The organism is Clavibacter sp. (assembly GCF_014802555.1).
In the GTDB taxonomy this organism is placed as follows: domain Bacteria; phylum Actinomycetota; class Actinomycetes; order Actinomycetales; family Microbacteriaceae; genus Clavibacter; species Clavibacter sepedonicus.
Map to the genome: position 1 here is coordinate 15,462 of NZ_JAAVCB010000126.1, position 18,597 is coordinate 34,058.

General features: G+C 71.8%; 22 protein-coding genes. 19 read left to right on the forward strand and 3 right to left on the reverse strand.

Annotated elements, in window-relative coordinates; translation table 11 throughout:
* Positions 1–131: 131 nt before the first annotated feature.
* From HDR73_RS13925 to dapF, 7 genes are all read left to right on the forward strand, one after another.
* On the forward strand, positions 132–440 hold the full coding sequence (locus HDR73_RS13925; RefSeq protein ID WP_012298599.1) for a helix-turn-helix domain-containing protein: 309 nt from the start codon (positions 132–134) through the stop codon (positions 438–440).
* An 85-nt stretch (positions 441–525) separates the two neighbouring features.
* On the forward strand, positions 526–750 hold the full coding sequence (locus HDR73_RS13930; protein WP_041464906.1) for a DUF3046 domain-containing protein: 225 nt from the start codon (positions 526–528) through the stop codon (positions 748–750).
* 266 nt (positions 751–1,016) lie between these two features.
* Positions 1,017–2,105 (forward strand): recombinase RecA, encoded by a 1,089-nt coding sequence (gene recA / locus HDR73_RS13935; protein ID WP_041464465.1) that lies wholly within the window; start codon positions 1,017–1,019, stop codon positions 2,103–2,105.
* Positions 2,106–2,225: 120 nt separating this feature from the next.
* Positions 2,226–3,275: a regulatory protein RecX gene (locus HDR73_RS13940; RefSeq protein ID WP_223842740.1), complete on the forward strand. Its 1,050-nt coding sequence runs from the start codon at positions 2,226–2,228 to the stop codon at positions 3,273–3,275.
* 50 nt (positions 3,276–3,325) lie between these two features.
* Positions 3,326–4,918: a tRNA (N6-isopentenyl adenosine(37)-C2)-methylthiotransferase MiaB gene (miaB, locus tag HDR73_RS13945; RefSeq protein ID WP_012298603.1), complete on the forward strand. Its 1,593-nt coding sequence runs from the start codon at positions 3,326–3,328 to the stop codon at positions 4,916–4,918.
* A complete protein-coding gene (miaA, locus tag HDR73_RS13950; protein ID WP_012298604.1) occupies positions 4,915–5,838 on the forward strand; it encodes a tRNA (adenosine(37)-N6)-dimethylallyltransferase MiaA in 924 nt (307 codons plus the stop codon). Before miaB ends, miaA begins: the two co-directional genes overlap by 4 nt.
* A gap of 9 nt (positions 5,839–5,847) precedes the next feature.
* Positions 5,848–6,726: a diaminopimelate epimerase gene (dapF, locus tag HDR73_RS13955; RefSeq protein ID WP_012298605.1), complete on the forward strand. Its 879-nt coding sequence runs from the start codon at positions 5,848–5,850 to the stop codon at positions 6,724–6,726.
* A gap of 73 nt (positions 6,727–6,799) precedes the next feature.
* On the opposite strand, the gene HDR73_RS13960 is transcribed toward dapF, so the two are convergent.
* Positions 6,800–7,417 carry a class I SAM-dependent methyltransferase gene (locus tag HDR73_RS13960; protein ID WP_012298606.1) on the reverse strand — a complete coding sequence of 206 codons (618 nt, stop codon included), beginning with the start codon at positions 7,415–7,417 and terminating at the stop codon, positions 6,800–6,802.
* A 41-nt stretch (positions 7,418–7,458) separates the two neighbouring features.
* Here HDR73_RS13960 and hflX point away from each other — a divergent pair, with 41 nt between their 5' ends.
* Positions 7,459–9,024: a GTPase HflX gene (gene hflX, locus HDR73_RS13965; RefSeq protein WP_012298607.1), complete on the forward strand. Its 1,566-nt coding sequence runs from the start codon at positions 7,459–7,461 to the stop codon at positions 9,022–9,024.
* 73 nt (positions 9,025–9,097) lie between these two features.
* On the opposite strand, the gene lexA is transcribed toward hflX, so the two are convergent.
* Positions 9,098–9,778, reverse strand: coding sequence for a transcriptional repressor LexA (gene lexA, locus HDR73_RS13970; protein WP_012298608.1), 681 nt, complete (start codon positions 9,776–9,778; stop codon positions 9,098–9,100).
* Positions 9,779–10,138: 360 nt separating this feature from the next.
* On the opposite strand from lexA, the gene HDR73_RS13975 reads away from it, so the two are divergent.
* The 5 genes from HDR73_RS13975 to HDR73_RS13995 all read left to right on the forward strand — a co-directional run bounded on the left by HDR73_RS13975 (position 10,139) and on the right by HDR73_RS13995 (position 13,469).
* The gene (locus HDR73_RS13975) at positions 10,139–10,543 is read left to right on the forward strand and encodes a hypothetical protein (RefSeq protein ID WP_041464466.1); all 405 of its coding nucleotides are present in this window, start codon (positions 10,139–10,141) and stop codon (positions 10,541–10,543) included.
* Between the two features lie 101 nt (positions 10,544–10,644).
* The gene (gene hisB, locus HDR73_RS13980) at positions 10,645–11,253 is read left to right on the forward strand and encodes an imidazoleglycerol-phosphate dehydratase HisB (protein ID WP_012298610.1); all 609 of its coding nucleotides are present in this window, start codon (positions 10,645–10,647) and stop codon (positions 11,251–11,253) included.
* Positions 11,250–11,891 carry an imidazole glycerol phosphate synthase subunit HisH gene (gene hisH, locus HDR73_RS13985; protein ID WP_012298611.1) on the forward strand — a complete coding sequence of 214 codons (642 nt, stop codon included), beginning with the start codon at positions 11,250–11,252 and terminating at the stop codon, positions 11,889–11,891. The genes hisB and hisH overlap by 4 nt, the downstream gene beginning before the upstream one ends.
* Positions 11,892–11,955: 64 nt before the next feature.
* Positions 11,956–12,705, forward strand: a complete 750-nt coding sequence (gene priA / locus HDR73_RS13990; protein ID WP_012298612.1) for a bifunctional 1-(5-phosphoribosyl)-5-((5-phosphoribosylamino)methylideneamino)imidazole-4-carboxamide isomerase/phosphoribosylanthranilate isomerase PriA — start codon at positions 11,956–11,958, stop codon at positions 12,703–12,705.
* Entirely contained in the window at positions 12,702–13,469 is a 768-nt protein-coding gene (locus tag HDR73_RS13995; RefSeq protein WP_012298613.1) for an SseB family protein, read from the forward strand. Before priA ends, HDR73_RS13995 begins: the two co-directional genes overlap by 4 nt.
* Positions 13,470–13,562: 93 nt before the next feature.
* On the opposite strand, the gene HDR73_RS14000 is transcribed toward HDR73_RS13995, so the two are convergent.
* Positions 13,563–14,021 carry a DUF1844 domain-containing protein gene (locus HDR73_RS14000; protein ID WP_012298614.1) on the reverse strand — a complete coding sequence of 153 codons (459 nt, stop codon included), beginning with the start codon at positions 14,019–14,021 and terminating at the stop codon, positions 13,563–13,565.
* Positions 14,022–14,414: 393 nt separating this feature from the next.
* Between HDR73_RS14000 and infC the strand changes: the two genes are divergently transcribed.
* The 6 genes from infC to HDR73_RS14030 all read left to right on the forward strand — a co-directional run bounded on the left by infC (position 14,415) and on the right by HDR73_RS14030 (position 18,522).
* The gene (gene infC / locus HDR73_RS14005; RefSeq protein WP_015490649.1) at positions 14,415–15,008 is read left to right on the forward strand and encodes a translation initiation factor IF-3; all 594 of its coding nucleotides are present in this window, start codon (positions 14,415–14,417) and stop codon (positions 15,006–15,008) included.
* Positions 15,001–15,195 carry a 50S ribosomal protein L35 gene (rpmI, locus tag HDR73_RS14010; protein WP_012298616.1) on the forward strand — a complete coding sequence of 65 codons (195 nt, stop codon included), beginning with the start codon at positions 15,001–15,003 and terminating at the stop codon, positions 15,193–15,195. Before infC ends, rpmI begins: the two co-directional genes overlap by 8 nt.
* Positions 15,196–15,241: 46 nt before the next feature.
* Positions 15,242–15,634: a 50S ribosomal protein L20 gene (gene rplT / locus HDR73_RS14015; RefSeq protein ID WP_012298617.1), complete on the forward strand. Its 393-nt coding sequence runs from the start codon at positions 15,242–15,244 to the stop codon at positions 15,632–15,634.
* A gap of 63 nt (positions 15,635–15,697) precedes the next feature.
* Positions 15,698–16,498: a TrmH family RNA methyltransferase gene (locus HDR73_RS14020; protein ID WP_012298618.1), complete on the forward strand. Its 801-nt coding sequence runs from the start codon at positions 15,698–15,700 to the stop codon at positions 16,496–16,498.
* Positions 16,499–16,649: 151 nt separating this feature from the next.
* Positions 16,650–17,438, forward strand: coding sequence for an amino acid ABC transporter ATP-binding protein (locus HDR73_RS14025; protein ID WP_012298619.1), 789 nt, complete (start codon positions 16,650–16,652; stop codon positions 17,436–17,438).
* 160 nt (positions 17,439–17,598) lie between these two features.
* Positions 17,599–18,522, forward strand: coding sequence for a glutamate ABC transporter substrate-binding protein (locus tag HDR73_RS14030; RefSeq protein ID WP_041464468.1), 924 nt, complete (start codon positions 17,599–17,601; stop codon positions 18,520–18,522).
* Positions 18,523–18,597: the final 75 nt, after the last annotated feature.

An 18,597-nucleotide genomic window follows, 5' to 3' on the forward strand; every position in this document is an offset into this window, starting at 1 on the left:
CCGCGTTGTCGTAATCACGTTCACAAGCAATGCCCAGTGCCCCTGCTTAGCCTGAGTCCTCGGCCAGATGCTCACCCATCAGCCCCGGACCTCCGGTTCGATCAGGCACCAGGCGCAACGAGGAGGCTCCCGTGGTACTAGTCCGTCAGGAGATCGGCGACGTCCTTCGGGACTTCCGCCTGCAGAAGGGGCGCACGCTCCGCCAGGTGGCCAGCAAGGCCAGCGTCGCGCTCGGCTACCTCAGCGAGGTCGAGCGGGGACAGAAGGAGGCGTCGAGCGAGATCCTCGCATCCGTCGCCGACGCACTCGACACCCCCATCTCCGTCATCATGCGCGAGGTGGGCGATCGCCTCGCCGTCATCGAGGGCCTCAACCCCATCCCGGACACCATCCCCGACGACCTCGTCGCCGGTTTCGACAGCGATCTCGTCGCGCGCTGATCCCCTCCTCACGACCTCCCGCCCCGCCCGTCCTCGCGACGGGCGGGGCGTCGTCGTCGAGACGGCAGCGGGTAGCGTGGTCGGCATGCGACTGAGCGAGTTCCAGCGGGCCGTCTCCGACGAGTTCGGCTCCGGCTACGGGCCGGTGCTCGTCTCTGATCTCGTGCTCGGCGAGCTCGGCGGCCGCACGAGCGCGCAGGCGCTGAAGGACGGGACGCCCGCCCGTGAGGTGTGGCTCGCCCTCTGCCGTGCGCAGGACGTGCCGCGCTCGCGCTGGAACGGCGCAGGGGTGCCCGAGCCGCGGGCCTGACGCCTCCCGCCCCCTGATCGCACCGGATCCGCCCCCGACGCGCGGCGCGCCGTTCGAATATTCCTTCGAACGCGCGTAGTCTCCCCACAGGAGCGATTCGAAGCGCGGACTGCACAGGTCCGGCCCCTCCGGCAGCGATGTCGGCGGCGCCGCATAACGTGCACCTCGCGGAGATCACCCGTCGCCTTGTCGGCACCGGACCCCGCGGCCAGCGGGAGCGGAGCGACAGCCTGCAGGCAACCCACCTTCGACACGAGGAGCACCCCATGGCATCATCGGCAGACCGCGAGAAGTCACTCGAGACCGCGCTCGCACAGATCGACCGGCAGTTCGGCAAGGGCTCGGTCATGCGACTGGGCAGCGACGAGCGTGCGCCTGTCGCCGTCATCCCCACCGGCTCCGTCGCGCTGGACGTGGCGCTCGGCATCGGTGGGCTCCCGCGCGGACGCATCGTCGAGATCTACGGCCCGGAGTCCTCGGGAAAGACCACGCTCACGCTGCACGCCATCGCCAACGCGCAGCGCGCCGGCGGCATCGCGGCGTTCATCGACGCGGAGCACGCGCTCGACCCGGAGTACGCGAAGAAGCTCGGCGTCGACATCGACGCGCTCCTCGTCTCCCAGCCGGACACGGGTGAGCAGGCGCTGGAGATCGCCGACATGCTCGTGCGCTCCGGCTCCATCGACCTCGTCGTCATCGACTCCGTCGCGGCGCTCGTGCCGCGTGCCGAGATCGAGGGCGAGATGGGCGACTCGCACGTGGGCCTCCAGGCGCGCCTCATGTCGCAGGCGCTCCGCAAGCTCACCGGTGGGCTCAACCAGACGCAGACCACCATGATCTTCATCAACCAGCTCCGCGAGAAGATCGGCGTGTTCTTCGGCAGCCCCGAGACCACCGCGGGCGGCAAGGCGCTCAAGTTCTACGCGTCGGTCCGCCTCGACATCCGCCGCATCGAGACCCTCAAGGACGGCACCGACGCGGTCGGCAACCGCACCCGCGTCAAGGTCGTCAAGAACAAGATGGCGCCGCCCTTCAAGCAGGCGGAGTTCGACATCCTCTACGGCACGGGCATCTCCCGCGAGGGCAGCCTCATCGACTTCGGCGTCGAGCACGAGATCGTCCGCAAGTCGGGCGCCTGGTACACGTACGATGGCGACCAGCTGGGCCAGGGCAAGGAGAATTCGCGCAAGCACCTCCTGAACAACCCGGAGATCGCGGCGGAGATCGAGCAGAAGATTAAGGTCAAGCTCGGCCTCGTGAAGGACCCGAACGCCGACGCAGCTGCCGCGGCCGACGCCGCGCCGGCTCCCGTCGTGGCCGTGGCGCCCAAGGCGTCCGCACGCAAGAGCGCCTGACCCGGCGCTCCCTCGGCGGGGTGCGTCCCACGACGCACCCCGCCCCCGCACGACACCGGCCCGACAGTGCCGTCTCGCTCCGCGTGACGCACGTCCGGGCCTCCTGAGGACGGAAGCACCATGGTCAGATTCCCCTCCGAGGGCGAGCAGGGCACGGGCCCCGGGCCCGATGAGATCGCGCCCGTCGCGTCGCTCGCCGACCGGCGTTCGCGTCGAGCGGCCGCCCGACCGCTCGTGGCGTCCACGCCGCCCGTGGACGAGCCACCCGCGCCGCACGTCGAGCCGACGCATCCGTCACGGGGACGCTCGGTCACGGAGGTCGACGGCATCGTGACGATCGGCGCGGCCGTCGACGCGTCGGAGGCCGGTCGCGCCCTCGCCGCCCAGGAGCGCATCGCGGAGGCGCGGCGCGTCCTCGCGGAGGCCGAGGCGCAGGCGGCACGAGGCAGCGGTGACGCGGTCGGCGCGTTCCCGGAGGTGCCTCCGGCCGAGGATGGGCCTGCGGACGACCCGACCCCCGCCGCGTGGCGTGCCGAGCAGGAGCGTGCCGAGCGTGCGCGCGCCAAGGCCGAGCAGGACGAGGCGTACCGGCAGGACATGCTCCGGCTCGAGGAGGACCGCGTCGAGGACGAGCGCCGCGAGGCGGAGGCCGAGGAGGAGCGCGCAGCGGAACGCACGCCCGAGCGCCAGCGGCGGCGGGCGGACAACGTCCTCGCCAACCGCCTGCGCGGTCGCGGGCTCTCTCTCGCCGAGGCGCGTGAGGTGCTCGACGGCGCGGAGATCGATCCGGACATCGCGGAGGAGACGCTCGCCAGGTACGTGTCCCTGCAGTACATCGACGAGGCCGCGCTCGCGGAGCAGATCCTGCACACGCACCTCGACCGCAAGGGCCTCGGTCGGCGCTCGGTCGAGATGGAGATGCGCCGACGCAAGCTCGATCCCCTGGTCATCGAGGAGGCCATGGCGGAGCAGCCGGACGATGAGCTCGCGCGTGCCACCGAGGTCGCGATGAAGCGCGTCGGGCAGCTCTCCTCCTACGACGACGAGACGGCCGAGCGGCGCCTGACCTCGTTCCTCATGCGTCGCGGCTACGGGGGTGGCGTCGTGCGCGACGCCGCGAAGGCAGCGCTCGCCACGCGACGCGGCTCGTCCCGCGTGCGGTTCCGCTGACCCTCCCCACGGGCGGTGTCGGACGGCTCCGCACGTAGGATCGAGTCATCATGAGCACCGTCGCCGAGCACGTCCGCGCCGCCCCGTCCTCCGTCGACCGGCCCCGGACGTACGAGGTCCGCACCTACGGCTGCCAGATGAACGTCCACGACTCGGAGCGGCTCACCGGCTCGCTCGAGGCCGCCGGCTATGTGTCGGCCGAGGGCGCCGAGGCCGACATCGTCGTCATCAACACGTGCGCCGTCCGCGAGAACGCGGACAACAAGCTCTACGGGAACCTCGGTCACCTCGCCGGTGTCAAGCGCCGGCACGAGGGCATGCAGATCGCGGTGGGCGGCTGCCTCGCGCAGAAGGACCGGGCGACCGTCCTCGAGAAGGCTCCGTGGGTGGATGTCGTCTTCGGCACCCACAACATGGGCGCCCTGCCGACCCTGCTCGAGCGCGCACGACATAACGGCGAGGCGCAGCTGGAGATCCTGGAGAGCCTCGAGACGTTCCCCTCCACGCTTCCCACCAAGCGCGACGAGATCGCGAGCGGGTGGGTGTCCATCTCGGTGGGGTGCAACAACACGTGCACGTTCTGCATCGTGCCCGCCCTCCGCGGCAAGGAGAAGGACCGCCGACCGGGCGACATCCTCGCCGAGATCCAGGCGCTCGTCGACGACGGCGCGGTGGAGGTCACGCTGCTCGGCCAGAACGTCAACTCCTACGGCGTCGAGTTCGGCGACCGGCAGGCGTTCGGCAAGCTGCTGCGGGCCGCGGGCGCCATCGAGGGGCTGGAGCGCATCCGCTTCACGAGCCCCCACCCCGCCGCCTTCACCGACGACGTGATCGACGCGATGGCCGAGACGCCGGCGGTCATGCCGCAGCTGCACATGCCGCTGCAGTCCGGGTCCGACCGGATCCTCAAGGCCATGCGCCGCTCCTACCGGTCCGAGCGGTTCCTCGGGATCCTCGACCGGGTGCGTACGCGCGTCCCGGACGCGGCGATCACGACCGACATCATCGTCGGCTTCCCGGGGGAGACGGAGGAGGACTTCCAGGAGACCCTCCGCGTCGTCGAGGCGGCCCGCTTCTCCTCCGCGTTCACGTTCCAGTACTCCATCCGCCCGGGCACCCCCGCGGCGACGATGGAGGAGCAGGTGCCCGCCGACGTCGTGAAGGAGCGGTACGGGCGCCTCACCGCTCTGCAGGAGCGCATCAGCCACGAGGAGAACCAGCGCGTGGTCGGCCGCACGGTCGAGGTCCTCGTGAGCGCGCACGAGGGACGCAAGGACGGCGACACGCGCCGCGTCACCGGACGCGCCCAGGACGGCCGCCTCGTGCACCTCGACGTGCCCGAGGGCAGCGCCGAGCCGCGGCCCGGCGACGCGGTCGACGTCGAGGTCACCCGTGCGGCGCCGTTCCACCTCATCGCGGACTCGGTGGACGGCGCCCCGCTGCGCATCCGCCGCACCCGCGCAGGCGACGCATGGGAGCGGGCACAGGCCGACTCCTGCGGCGTGCCGACTCCGGCGACGGGCGCGAGCGCTGGCGCTGCGCCGCGCGTGTCGCTCGGACTGCCGACGCTCCGCGTGCCGACGACAGCTTCGACGTCCGCGCCCGTGGGCGACGGGTCCGCGCACCCGCGACACCGCGCGTGACCCCGATCGTCGCGGTCGTCGGCGCCACCGGCACCGGCAAGTCCGCGCTGTCCCTCGACATCGCGGAGCGGCTGCGGGCGGAGGGCCGCGCCGCGGAGATCGTCAACGCCGACGCCATGCAGCTCTACCGGGGGATGGACATCGGCACGGCCAAGCTGCCCGAGGTCGGACGGCGCGGCGTGCCGCACCACATGCTCGACGTCCTCGACGTGACCGCGGAGGCCACGGTCGCCGCGTACCAGGAGGAGGCGCGGAGGGCGATCGGCGGCATCCTCGAGCGCGGGGCCGTCCCGATCCTCGTGGGTGGCTCCGGCCTCTACGTCTCGTCGGTGCTCTTCGACTACGACTTCCCGGGGACCGACCCCGAGATCCGGCAGCGCCTGGAGCGGGAGCTCGAGGCGACCGGGCCGGGCATGATCCACCGGCGCCTCCGCGAGCTCGACCCGGTGGCGGCCCAGCGGATCGGCGCGCACAACGGGCGGCGCCTCGTGCGGGCGCTCGAGGTCGTCGAGATCACCGGTCCGCAGCCGGAGCGCGCAACCGCCGAGCCTCGCCCGTGGCATCCCGCGCGGATCCTGGCGCTCACGCTGCCGCGCGAGGAGCTCGTGCCGCGGCTCGACGCCCGCGTGTCCGGCATGTGGCGTGACGGCCTCGTCGACGAGGTCGCCGGGCTGCTGTCCGCCGGGCTGGCCGACGGGGTGACCGCCTCCCGCGCCATCGGCTACGCGCAGGCGGCACGGCAGCTCGCAGGGGAGCTCAGCGAGGAGGAGGCGATGGAGGAGACGCGCGCGCTCACCCGTCGCTACGCGCGCCGGCAGGTGTCGTGGTTCGGCCGCTACGCCGACGCCGTGCGGCTCGACGCGCGCGACGACCGCCTGCTCGAGCACGCGCTCGACGCCCTCCCGGCGGCGCGCCCGTAGGCTGGCGGGATGGCAGACCTGCAGTTCACCAAGGGCCAGGGCACGGGCAACGACTTCGTGCTGTTCGCGGATCCCGCGGGCGAGATCGACCTGACCGACACGCAGGTCCAGGCGCTCTGCGACCGCCACTTCGGCATCGGCGCCGACGGGACGATCCGCGCGGTGCTCTCGAGCCGCATCCCCGAGGGCCGTGCCGCTCTCGACGAGGACCCGGACGCCGAGTGGTTCATGGACTACCGCAACGTCGACGGCAGCCCCGCCGAGATGTGCGGCAACGGCATCCGCGTCTTCACGCTCTTCCTCATCGAGAACGGGCTCATCGAGCTGCCCCCGGGACGCACGGTCCCCATCGGCACGCGCGCCGGCGTGCGCGACGTGCAGCGCAGTGGATCCGGCTTCCAGGTCGACCTCGGCCGCTGGGCGCTCGCGGGCGGCGAGCCGCTCGTGCGCGCCAAGGACCTGCAGGTCGCGCGTCCCGGCCTCGGCATCGACGTGGGCAACCCGCACGTGGTCGTCGCGCTGTCGAGCGAGGACGAGCTCGCGGAGGCCGACCTCGCGTTCGCGCCGCAGCTGGATCCCGAGCCCGCCGAGGGCGCGAACGTCGAGCTCGTGGTGCCCGCGGATCCGCTCATCGTGGACGGTGTGGGCCACATCACCATGCGCGTGCACGAGCGGGGGAGCGGCGAGACGCTGAGCTGCGGCACGGGCGCCGCGGCGGCCGCCCTGGCGATCCGGCACTGGGCCGGCGCCGCCGCGCCGCACCAGTGGCGCGTGCAGCTGCCGGGCGGCGTGCTGGGCGTGCGGATGTTCCCGACCGAGGACGGCGAGCACGTCGGACTCTCCGGTCCCGCCGAGCTCGTCTTCGACGGGGTCGTGGCGCTGGCCTGATCCGATCGTCGTGTCGGCTGGCACGTCGGGAGATCCCGGGCATGCTCGCCGCGGTGGGGCTGGCGGGGTCGGGCTAGGAGTCCGCGCTGCGGTGCACCCGCAGCACCCGGAACCCCTTGTTGGACGCGGCGCGCGTCGTCTCGAGGCCCGCGGGCAGGGCGTCGACCAGCCAGCGCTGCAGCGAGTCGGATCCGAGGTTCCGCTGCACGACCAGCCACGCGTCGGCGTCCGGCGCGAGCCGCGGCATCCAGTCGAGCAGGATCTGGTGCAGCACCTCCTTGCCGACGCGGATCGGCGGGTTCGACCACACGGTCGCGAAGGAGAGGCCCTCGGGAACATCCCCGGGGAGCACGGCGTTGACGTTGTCGAGACCGAGGGACCGGGCGTTCGCCCGCGTCAGCTCGAGCGCCCGCTCGTTCACGTCGACCGCCCACACGGTGGCCGACGGCGCTCTGATCGCCAGATCGAGCGCCACGGGACCCCAGCCGCAGCCCACGTCCAGCAGATGCCCCTCGGCAGGGGGCGCGGGGACGTTGCGCAGCAGCACCAGGGTGCCCTGGTCGACGTGCTCGGGGCTGAAGACACCGCCCGCGGTCTCGACGTCGACCATCCGTCCGCCCAGCTCGACCGTGATCGTGCGGGTGCGCAGGGGCCCGGCCGGCGACGAGGAGAAGTAATGCGCGTCGGCCATGCACGGGACGATACCGGACGCCGACGCTACGATGGGAGCACATGACAACGCACGACGGGCACGACCACGAGCCCGCGGACACGACGACGACGTCCACCGAGAACATCGACCGGGACGACGTCGTCGCGCGCGTCCTCGGCCGAGCGGAGAACCGCTCGGCCGGATACGCCCTCTTCCGCGGATCCGGCGCGCAGGCGCTGTCCGCGGCACCCGACACGGAGCAGGGGTCGGACGGCGACCAGAGCGAGCGCGCCGATCGGCAGGCGCTCCGCCGCGTCCCGGGTCTCTCCACCGAGCTCGAGGACGTCACCGAGGTCGAGTACCGGCAGCTGCGGCTCGAGAACGTCGTGCTCATCGGCGTGTACTCGCAGGGATCCGTCGACGACGCCGAGAACAGCATGCGCGAGCTCGCCGCCCTGGCGGAGACCGCGGGTGCCGTCGTGCTCGACGGACTGCTGCAGCGCCGCCCCACGCCGGACCCCAGCACCTACTTCGGCCGCGGCAAGGCCGAGGAGCTGCGGGCCCTGGTGGCCGCGGTCGGCGCCGACACGGTGATCGCCGACACCGAGCTCGCCCCGAGCCAGCGGCGCGCGCTGGAGGACGTGGTGAAGGTCAAGGTCATCGACCGCACCGCTGTGATCCTCGACATCTTCAGCCAGCACGCCAAGAGCCGTGAGGGCAAGGCGCAGGTCGAGCTGGCGCAGCTCCAGTACCTCCTCCCGCGTCTGCGCGGCTGGGGCGACTCGATGTCGCGCCAGGCCGGTGGACAGGTGGGCGGCGCGGGCGCGGGCATGGGATCGCGCGGACCGGGTGAGACGAAGATCGAGCTCGACCGCCGGCGCATCAACACGCGCATGGCGCGTCTCCGCAAGCAGATTGCGGCGATGAAGCCCGCGCGCGACACCAAGCGCGCGAACCGCGACCGGCACTCCGTGCCGTCCGTGGCGATCGTCGGGTACACGAACGCCGGCAAGTCGTCGCTCCTCAACCGGGTGACGAAGGCGGGCGTGCTCGTCGAGAACGCGCTCTTCGCGACCCTCGACGCGACCGTCCGCAAGACCGAGACCGACCAGGGGCAGCTCTACACGCTGGCCGACACCGTCGGCTTCGTGCGGAACCTCCCGCACCAGCTCGTCGAGGCGTTCCGCTCGACGCTCGAGGAGCTCGCGGACTCCGACGTGCTCGTGCACGTCGTCGACGCGTCGCACCCGGATCCCGGAGCGCAGCTCGCGACCGTGCACGAGGTCATCGCCGAGGTGAACGCGTCGGCCATCCCGGAGATCGTCGTCTTCAACAAGAGCGACCTGGCGTCGGCGGACGACCGCGTCGTCCTCCGGGGCCTCGCGCCGCAGGGCGTGTTCGTCTCCGCGCGCACCGGCGAGGGCGTCGAGGAGCTGCGTCGGCGCATCGCCGAGCTGCTGCCGCAGCCGACCATCGAGGTCGACCTCCTGGTGCCGTTCGAGCACGGCGAGGTCGTCGCCATGCTGCACGACGGCGCCAAGGTGCTCGAGACCTCGTACGTGGAGGAGGGCACGCGCGTGCGGGCGCTCGTGACGGCCGAGCAGCAGGCCCAGGTCCAGGCGTACGCGGTGGCGCCCGCGGCCTGATCCGCGACACCGCACGCAGCAGAGCGGCCGATCCCCTCGGGGACCGGCCGCTTTCGTACGTCGTGCGCGGGGATCAGACGGAGCGCATGACCGCGACGACCTTGCCGACGACCTCCGCGAAGTCGCCGAGGATGGGCTCGAACGCGCTGTTGCGCGCCAGCAGCCAGGTGTGGCCGTCGCGCTGGCGGAACACCTTGACCGTGGCCTCGTCGTCGAGCATGGCCGCGACGATGTCGCCGTTCTCCGCGGTCTTCTGCTGCCGGACGACGACCCAGTCGCCGTCGCAGATGGCCGCGTCGATCATGGAGTCGCCCACGACACGGAGCATAAAGAGGTCGCCCTTGCCGACGAGCTGGCGGGGGAGGGGGAAGACCTCCTCGACCATCTGCTCGGCGGTGATGGGGATGCCGGCGGCGATGCGTCCGACCATGGGCACCATGGCCGCGTCGCCCACCGGGGTCGACGGCTCGCCGCTCTCCGCGGTACCGGTGCCGGGCAGGTCGATGAGGACCTCGAGGGCGCGCGGCCGGTTCGGGTCGCGCCGGAGGTAGCCGGAGAGCTCGAGCTGGTTGAGCTGGTGCGTGACGCTGGAGAGCGACGCGAGGCCGACGGCGTCGCCGATCTCGCGCATGCTCGGCGGGTAGCCCTGGCCGGCGATGGTGCGCTGGATGAACTCCAGGATCGAGATCTGCTTCTCGCTGAGGCTCTTGCGACGCCTCGTCGCGCCGCCTCCCGCTGCTCGCTCGTCCGTCATGCCACGGCCCGCCTCTCGTCGCCGACGCCTCCGCGGCACGGTCGACCCGGCGGGCCGACGCCCTCGCGGGGCGATGTCGGTGGTGCCCGATGGAATGGACACCAGGCACTCGAAACTGTATCCAGTCGACGCACCTCGGACAAACACCTGTTCGAGCGTGTCGTGGGCTCGGCGGCCGGATCGAGGCGATGAGGGCTTGCGGAGGGCTCGTTTCGAATGTATGTTCGGAACACAGCTTCGCACCCGGCTCTCCCGGCCGAGAGCCGGGTGCGAGCTGCCGGACCCGCATCGCATGCCGCACCGCACTGCACCGCCGGGTGCGTCGCATCGACGCCCCACCGTCTTGCACGAGAGGTCACCATGAACACCGCAGCCACCACCCCCGCCGTCACGTCCCCCGCCGTCACGTCCTCCGCATCCGACGCCGCCGTCGCGGAGGCCGCCGTCGTGCCCCGCACGCGCCTGCGCATCACGCGTCGAGGGCGCTTCGTCCTCACCGCACTGGTCGCAGCCCCGCTCGCGCTCGGTGCCGGCCTCGTCGCCCTCAACGGCGGCGCGGCCGTCGCGTCGAAGGACGCCGCGGGCACGACGTTCGAGTACGTCACCGTCTCGAGCGGCCAGTCCCTGTGGGACCTCGCCGAGGAGATCGCGCCGTCGGCCGACCCGCGGGACGTCATCGCCTCGGTCGTCGACCTCAACCGGCTGCCTACCTCGGACGTCGCGGCCGGCCAGCAGCTCGCCGTCCCCGCCCAGTACGCGCACTGATCCTCGGGCGTCGTCGCACGCCCGGCGCGGTCCGTCGTCGCGCTCCCGGTGGCGGCCGGGAGCGCGGCGGCCGGGGTCAACCGATCGGTAGCATAGAAGCCATGAGCACCCTCGCGCGCACCGCGCACGTCACGCGGCAGACCAGCGAGTCCAGCATCGACCTCCGGCTCGACCTCGACGGCACCGGTGCCTCCGAGATCAGCACGTCGGTGCCGTTCTACGACCACATGCTCACCGCGTTCGCGAAGCACTCGCTCACCGACCTCACGGTCACCGCCACGGGCGACACGCACATCGACGTGCACCACACCGTGGAGGACATCGGGATCGTCCTCGGTCAGGCCATCCGCGAGGCGCTCGGCGACAAGTCCGGCATCGCGCGCTTCGGCGACGCGCTCGTGCCGCTCGACGAGGCGCTGGTGCAGTCGGTCGTCGACATCTCCGGCCGTCCGTTCCTCGTCCACTCGGGCGAGCCCGCCGGGTTCGAGATGCACCTCATCGGCGGTCACTTCACCGGATCCATGGTCCGGCACGTCTTCGAGGCCATCACCTTCCACGCCGGGCTCACCGTCCACGTCACCGTGCTCGGCGGCCGCGACCCGCATCACATCGCCGAGGCGGAGTTCAAGTCGTTCGCGCGCGCCTTCCGCCAGGCGAAGGAGCTCGACCCGCGCGTGTCCGGCATCCCGTCCACGAAGGGCGCGCTGTGACGCGCCCCTCGGTCGTCGTCCTCGACTACGGGAGCGGCAACGTGCACTCCGCCGTCAAGGCGCTCGAGCTGGCCGGCGCCGACGTCGAGCTGACGGGAGACCCCAGGCGGGCGCATGAGGCCGACGGACTCCTCGTCCCGGGTGTCGGGGCGTTCTCCGCCGTCATGGCCGCGTTGCGCGCTGCCGGAGGCGACCGCGTGGTCGACCGCCGTCTCGCCGGCGGACGTCCCGTCCTCGGCATCTGCGTCGGAATGCAGGTCATGTTCGACCGCGGGGTCGAGCGCGACGTCGACGTCGCGGGCCTGGGGGAGTGGCCCGGCACGGTCGACCGGATCCAGTCCGACGTGCTCCCGCACATGGGCTGGAACAGCGTCGAGGTCCCCGAGGGATCCGCGCTGTTCGCCGGCCTCGAGGAGGAGCGCTTCTACTTCGTGCACTCGTACGCCGCACGCGCCTGGGGCATCGACCCGCTCCCGCCGCTGCCCGCGCCCCGCGTCACGTGGGCTACGCACGGCGAGCGGTTCGTCGCCGCCGTCGAGAACGGCCCGCTCACCGCCACGCAGTTCCACCCCGAGAAGTCGGGCGCAGCGGGGATCCGGCTGCTCGCGAATTGGCTCGGCACCCTCCGCGCCGCCTGACCCGCCCGACCCGCCGTCCCCGCGCGGCATCCCGCACGTCCGAGCCCATCGATGGAAGGCCCCCATGAGCGAGTTCACCAGCACCCCCCGTCTGACCCTGCTGCCCGCCGTTGACGTGGCGGGCGGCCAGGCCGTGCGGCTCACGCAGGGCGCGGCCGGAACCGAGACCGGCTACGGCGATCCCGTCGACGCCGCCCGCGACTGGGCGGAGCAGGGTGCCAAGTGGCTCCACCTGGTGGACCTCGACGCCGCGTTCGGCCGCGGCGACAACCTGTCGGTCATCTCCCGCGTGATCCGCGCCATCGACGGCGTGCAGATCGAGCTGTCCGGCGGCATCCGCGACGACCGCTCTCTCGACGTCGCGCTCGAGAGCGGCGCGACGCGCATCAACCTCGGCACCGCGGCGCTGGAGAACCCCGAGTGGGCCGCGAGCGTCATCGCGCAGCACGGCGAGGCCGTGGCGGTCGGGCTCGACGTCCGCGGCCGCACGCTCTCCGCGCGCGGCTGGACGCAGGACGGCGGGGACATCTGGGAGGTGCTCGAGCGCCTCGAGGACGCCGGGTGCGCTCGTTACGTGGTCACCGACGTCACCAAGGACGGCACGCTCCAGGGCCCGAACCTCCAGCTGCTCCGCGACGTGCTCGAGCGCACCGAGCGCCCCGTGGTCGCGTCCGGCGGCGTCTCGAGCCTCGACGACATCCAGGCGCTGCGCGAGCTCGTGCCGCTCGGCCTCGAGGGCGCCATCGTCGGCAAGGCCCTCTACGCCGGTGCGTTCACGCTCGGCGAGGCGCTCGACGTCGCCGGGGAGCGATGACCGGATCCACTCCGCACGCCGACTCGGCCGGGACCCCCTGGGCGGGCCGGTCGTTCGAGCCGACCCCGTTCCCGGATGACGACGGCTCCGCGCCGCCCGCGGTCGCCGAGGCGCTCGCGCGGCACGGTCGCGGCGAGGCCGGGCAGGCGGAGGTCGTGGACGCCCTCCGCGACGCGCGCCTGCTGATCCCGCTGGTCGCCCGGTTGGGCGACGAGGGCGAGGGCGCGCACGGGCTGAGGGCCGACAAGAGCGCCGAGCTGTCGATCATCACGGTCGCCGGTCCCGACGGTCGCACGGTCATGCCCGTCTTCACGTCCGTCGCCGCGATGGGCAGGTGGAACGCGAAGGCGCGTCCGGTGCCGGCCGACGCCGTCCGCATGGCGCTGGCCGCCGCGAGCGAGGAGACCGACCTCGTGGTCGTCGACCCGATGTCGGACACCGAGTTCGTGCTGCGCCGGCCGGCGGTGTGGGCCGTCGCGCGGTCGCTGCCGTGGATCCCCAGCCCCGAGGATCCCGACGTCGCCGCGGCGCTCCAGGCGAGCGTCGTCGAGGAGCCCGCGGTCGTGTCCCTGCGCACGGCGCCGGGTGATCCCCGGGCGCGCCTCGAGGGGCCTGAGCTGATGATCGTGCTCGAGCTCGTGGACGGGCTCGACCGCACGGCGCTCGATGCGCTGCTCGCGCGGCTGCAGGGGGAGTGGTCGCGGAGCGCGGTGCTAGCCGACCGCGTCGACAGCATGGGGCTCCGGATCACGTCGGCCGGCTGAGCCGCGCATCGCGCTCCGCCGCCGAGGCCGCCAGGAACCGGAGCGGCGAGGAGCCGGAGCCGCGTACAGCCGGCGCCGTCCGGCGCCGTCCGCCTAGGAGACGGGCCCCGTGTACTTCTCGCCCGGGCCCTTGCCGACGGCGTCGGGGTACGGGGACGCCTCGCGGAAGGCGAGCTGCAGGGAGCGCAGCCCGTCGCGGAGGCTGCGCGCGTGCTGGTCGCCGAGCTCCGGCGATGCGGCGGTGACGAGACCCGCGAGCGAGATGATGAGCTTCCGCGCCTCGGCCAGGTCGGTCTGCGTCGCGGGGTCGTCGGCGAGCCCGCACTTGACGGCGGCGGCGCTCATGAGGTGGACGGCCGTGGTCGTGATGACCTCGACGGCCGAGACCTCCGCGATGTCGCGCGCGTACTGGTCGGCGACGAAGTCGGCGGTGTCGTCGTCGGCGGCGCCCGCGGCGGGGGCGGGCGAGCCGGTCGCGACGTCGGGCTCCTCGAAGCGGTGGACGTGCGCGTCGGTCGGGGTCGTCGCGGGGTCGGGGGTCGGATCGGTCATTTCAGTCCTCGTGCTCGGGGCGGCAGGATGGCGGCGGACGGCGGCGGGACCCGGTCGGCGCCCGCCCTTCCGGGGCGGGCTCGGCGTCTGCTATGCTGATCGACGGCTCCGGGGCTGTCACAGTCCCGGTTCGAAAGAGGATTGATCTCCCACCCGCGCTTGACCGCCTCCTTAGGTTACCGGGTCGATTTCGCTCCCCCGTCCGAACGGCTCCCCTCACCGGGACCGCACGACGGGAGCCCCGCTCAGGCGGGGGCCCCACGGAAGTGCGGGCAAAGGGCGTGTTGCCGAGTACGACGGATCCGTCGCACCCTGGTGAAGAACTCTCCTCGTCTCGAATCCGAGCGGCTCACGAGCCGCCGGGCCACCCGAAGACACGAATAGGAGCAGTCCATCAGCGATCCCCGTACCAACGATCGAATCCGAGTTCCCGAGGTTCGCCTCGTTGGCCCAGCAGGCGAGCAGGTCGGCGTCGTATCCATCGACGTCGCACTCCGGCTCGCGCAGGAAGCCGACCTCGACCTCGTCGAGGTCGCGCCCAATTCCAAGCCCCCCGTGGCGAAGATCATGGACTACGGCAAGTTCAAGTACGAGGCCGCGCAGAAGGCCAAGGAAGCGCGTCGCAACCAGGCGAACACCATCCTCAAGGAGGTGCGCTTCCGCCTGAAGATCGACAAGCACGACTACGAGACCAAGCGCAAGCGCGCCGAGGGCTTCCTGCAGGACGGCGACAAGGTCAAGGCCATGATCCTGTTCCGCGGGCGCGAGCAGTCGCGTCCGGACCAGGGCGTGCGACTGCTCAAGATGTTCGCGGAGGACGTCGCCGAGTTCGGCAGCGTCGAGTCCACCCCCACGATCGACGGCCGCAACATGGTCATGGTCATCGGACCGCACAAGAACAAGTCCGAGGCCAAGGCCGAGGCCAACGCGAAGCGCGACGCCACCAAGGCGAGCGCACGAGAAGCGAGAGAAGAGAACAATGCCTAAGCAGAAGACGCACTCAGGTGCCAAGAAGCGTTTCAAGGTCACCGGCAGCGGCAAGATCATGAAGCAGCAGGCGGGCATGCGACACAACCTCGAGGTCAAGTCCTCCAAGCGCAAGGCGCGACTCAACCAGGACCAGCCCCTGGCCAAGGCCGACATGAAGGTCGCCAAGAAGCTCCTCGGCCGCTAGGCCCCTCGTCGTCCGCGACACCTGAACTCGAATAGGAATCACTGAAATGGCAAGAGTCAAGAGGGCCGTCAACGCCCACAAGAAGCGTCGGGTCATCCTCGAGCGCGCCGCCGGCTACCGCGGGCAGCGCTCGCGCCTGTACCGCAAGGCCAAGGAGCAGGTCACCCACTCCCTCGTCTACGCGTACCGCGACCGCCGTGCGAAGAAGGGCGAGTTCCGCCGCCTCTGGATTCAGCGCATCAACGCCGCCGCTCGTGCGAACGGCCTCACGTACAACCGCCTCATCCAGGGCCTCTCGCTGGCCGGCGTCCAGGTCGACCGTCGCATCCTCGCGGAGCTCGCGGTCCACGAGCCCGCCACCTTCGCGTCGCTCGTGCAGACGGCCAAGACCGCCCTGCCCGCGAACACCTCGGCCCCCAAGGTCGCGGCGAACGCTTAGCACGTCCCACTCCACCGCCGACGGCGCGTCCCCATCAGGGGGCGCGCCGTTAGTGTTGCAGGCATGCTCGACTACCCCCGCTCTCCGCGTGTCCGTGGCGTCGCCAAGCTCGCGAAGCGGGATGCGCGCGCCGACACGGGCCTGTTCCTCCTCGAGGGGCCGCAGGCCGTCTCGGAGGCGCTCGCCTTCCGACCTGACCTCGTCCAGGAGCTGTTCGCGACGCCCACGGCCCTCGACCGCTACCCGGACCTCGCGCGCGCCGTCCGCGAGTCGGGCATCGAGGTCGAGTTCGTCACCGAGGACGTCATCGCGTCCATGGCCGACACCGTCACCCCGCAGGGCGTCGTCGGCGTGTGCCGCCAGTTCCCGACGTCGCTCAAGCAGATCCTCGGCGACGAGCCGCTCCTCATCGCGATCCTCGAGGAGGTGCGCGACCCCGGCAACGCGGGCACCATCATCCGCGCGGCCGACGCCGCGGGAGCCGACGCGGTGATCCTCACGGGCCGCTCCGTCGACCTCTACAACCCCAAGGTCGTGCGCGCCACGACGGGCTCGCTCTTCCACCTGCCGGTGGCGATCATGCCCGAGCTCGACGCCGTGCTCGAGCGGGTCAGGGCCGCTGGGCTGCAGGTCCTCGCCGCGGACGTGAAGGGCGACGACCTCCTCGCGGAGCGCACGTCGGGCGGCCTCGCGGGCCCCACCGCGTGGCTCTTCGGCAACGAGGCCCGCGGCCTCCAGGACGAGCACCTCGCCCTCGCCGACCGCGCCGTCGTCGTGCCGATCTACGGCCAGGCCGAGTCGATGAACCTCGCGACGGCCGCCTCCGTCTGTCTCTACGAGTCCGCGTTCGCCCAGCGCGCCTGACCATCCCGCGTCGGACACCACTCACGCGTCAGCCGTGGCGACCCGCGTCGACACCGCCTCTGATCTGCGCAAACGCGGCCACCGCGTCACGATGGGGTGACGATGCCCCGCGGAAACGCGGACGAAACACCGTCATGGATATGGTGTTCGCATGGAGCAGAGCCCGACGGCGGACCCCGCCTCGCCCGCCGCAGCAGCGGTCGGCGAGCCCCTGGTCGTCGTATCCCACGTCAACAAGCACTTCGGGGACCTGCACGTCCTCAAGGACATCTCGACCACGGTCAACCGCGGCGAGGTCGTCGTCGTCATCGGCCCCAGCGGGTCGGGCAAGTCGACGCTGTGCCGCGCGATCAACCGGCTCGAGACCATCGACGACGGCACCATCACGATCGACGGCCAGGACCTCCCGTCCGAGGGCGCCGAGCTCGCGCGCCTCCGCGCGGACGTCGGCATGGTCTTCCAGTCCTTCAACCTCTTCGTGCACAAGACCGTGCTCGAGAACGTGACGCTCGGGCCCATCAAGGTGCGCAAGCAGGGCAAGGCCGAGGCGGAGAAGCGGGCGATGGAGCTCCTCGACCGCGTCGGCGTCGCCAACCAGGCGCAGAAGATGCCGGCCCAGCTCTCCGGCGGCCAGCAGCAGCGCGTCGCGATCGCCCGCGCGCTGGCGATGGACCCGAAGCTGATCCTGCTCGACGAGCCGACATCGGCCCTCGACCCGGAGATGATCACCGAGGTCCTCGACGTCATGGTCGGCCTCGCGAAGGACGGCATGACGATGATGGTCGTCACCCACGAGATGGGCTTCGCCCGCAAGGCCGCGGACCGCGTGATCTTCATGGCCGACGGCGCCATCGAGGAGGACACGACGCCCAGCGCGTTCTTCGACGACCCGCAGAGCCCGCGCGCGAAGGACTTCCTCTCGAAGATCCTCGCCCACTGACGCGCGGAGGGCACGCGCCCTCCCGCACCCGCATCCGGACGCCGCCGAGGCAGGCGCGTCCGGGCGCCGCACCACCGGCACGACCCGCACCATGCACCTCGCACCACGAGCGATCCCCATCGCGTCCGTCATCCACCTCACCACCCAAGGAACGGGAACCATGAAGAACAGGAAACTGACCATCGCCGCAGCCGCTGCGATCGTCGTCGTCGCCCTCACCGGCTGCGGCGCCGCGGGCAGCGCGTCGAACAGCGGCATCGACGCCGGCACGAACGCTCCCGAGAACGGCGACGGCCCCTACAAGCTCGAGCTCACCGAGAACCCCACCTTCGACGAGGGCACCACGATGGCGCGCCTCGCGGCGGCGGGCGAGATGAAGGTCGGCACCAAGTACGACCAGCCGCTCTTCGGCCTCGCGGGCCTCGACGGCAAGCCCGCGGGCTTCGACGTCGCGATCGCGGCGCTCATCGCCAGCAAGATGGGCATCCCGTTCGACGGCATCACGTTCACGGAGACGGTGTCCGCGAACCGCGAGCCCTTCATCCAGAACGGCTCGGTCGACGCGGTCGTCGCGACCTACACGATCAACGACAAGCGCAAGGAGGTCGTGGGCTTCGCGGGACCGTACTACGTCGCCGGCCAGGCGCTCATGGTCCTCGCGGACGACACCACGATCAACACGCCCGAGGACGTGCGCGGCAAGCAGGTCTGCTCCGTGGCCGGATCCACCCCCGCCGCGAACATCGAGGCCACCTTCGGCGCCGTCGTCGTGCCGACCGACGTGTATAGCAAGTGCCTCGACCCGCTGCGCAACGGCCAGGTGTCCGCGGTCACGACCGACAACGTGATCCTCTCCGGCTTCATCGACCAGAACGAGGGCGAGTTCAAGCTCGTCGGCGGCGGCGAGACCTTCACCCAGGAGCCCTACGGCATCGGCATCGCCAAGGGCGACGAGGCGTTCCGCACGTTCATCAACGACACGCTGCAGGAGGCCTACGACGACGGCACCTGGGCGCGCCTGTTCGAGGCGACGGCCGGCACGGTCATCGACACCCCGGAGCCCCCGGCGATCGACCGCTACTAGCCCCACCGGGTCCCGCGTGCGCCGATGCGCGCGCGGGACCCTCCCTCGTCCGGGCGCCCGACCCGGATCCGACCA